Origin of the sequence: Legionella sp. (assembly GCF_965140895.1) — a bacterium.
Classification (GTDB): domain Bacteria; phylum Pseudomonadota; class Gammaproteobacteria; order Legionellales; family Legionellaceae; genus Legionella.
The window spans coordinates 1-1,141 of sequence record NZ_CBCSKT010000141.1 but is presented as its reverse complement, the minus strand read 5'-3'; the positions used below and the strand labels follow the sequence as shown (position 1 = coordinate 1,141).

The window sequence follows — 1,141 nt, the reverse complement described above, 5'->3', positions numbered from 1 at the left end:
TTGTAATGAACGAGACGAGAATTGGCAATGGCTGGCCGTTTGATGTAACGCCCTAAGTATTCGATGTCTTTTTTAGGATTTTTGTGGGGTTTGGCGCAATGGACTTGCCAGTATTTAGCGTATTGTTGTGCCAGCATGGAATTCATACTTTGGTTTGCCATTTCCGGGGCTCTTGTTAGGGCGCCTTGTTGATACTGATTTCTTAAAAAGGTAATGAGCGCATAGCGCCACATGGTCATGATGTGGTTCAATGGATCTGACCAACCCAGTTAAGCGATAATAACCTTAACTGGAGAAAGAAATGAACAAAAGAATAAAGTACTCAAAAGAGTTTAAACTGGATGCAATTAGCCTGGTAAATGAACAAGGCTATACTCGTAAGGCAGCAGCAGAAAGTCTAGGAGTTGATTATCAACTCTTGTGTCGATGGCTTAAAGAGGCCAGCAATCAAGAAGAGGGTCAGGCATTCAGGGGGCAAGGCAAATTAACCGCAGAGCAAGAAGAGATACGTCGCTTAAAGGAAGAAAATAAACGCCTTAAACTGGAGAAAGAAATATTAAAAAAGGCGGCCCTCTTCTTTGCACAAGAAACGAAATAAAATATTCGTTTATCACCCGATATAAGAAGAGATGGCCCGTTGACCTGATGTGTCGACTACTGGGTGTACGACGCAATAGTTATTATGGTTACATGAAGCGCCAATCAAATAAACCTAATGATCTTGGGCACCAAGAAATGCTGGAATGGGTAAAGAAAATAGCCGAATCTTTCCAGTATTGCTATGGAAGTCGACGCATGAAAAACGCATTAAATGCTCTTGGTTATCCCTTGGGTCGAAATAAGGCACGCCGCTTGATGAAAGAAGCCAACATATTGGTGCGCTATCGAAAAAAATACAAGGTAACAACGAATAGTAACCATAAAAAGCCTGTATTTGAAAACGTTCTTAATCAACAGTTTTCAGTACCTAGGTCTAATTATGCCTATGTCTCTGATATTACTTATATACCCATTCAACTTGAAGGTACTGGGTTTATGATCTGAAAACTATCATTAATGCGTCGACGGAGGGATTGAGCTATTTTTGATATTTTTGTATCAAAGAATTCCGCTATTGCATCGCGAAAATGCTTTGCTGAGT

2 pseudogenes are annotated in these 1,141 nt (G+C 40.4%); one reads left to right on the top strand and one right to left on the bottom strand.

The features are described 5' to 3' along the window. Positions 1-248 (bottom strand): annotated as a pseudogene (locus tag ACQY7T_RS13290) (transposase); the annotation flags it as partial. Between the two features lie 53 nt (positions 249-301). Here ACQY7T_RS13290 and ACQY7T_RS13285 point away from each other — a divergent pair. Further along, positions 302-1,011, top strand: a pseudogene (locus ACQY7T_RS13285) (IS3 family transposase); the annotation flags it as partial. Between the last annotated feature and the right edge of the window lie 130 nt (positions 1,012-1,141).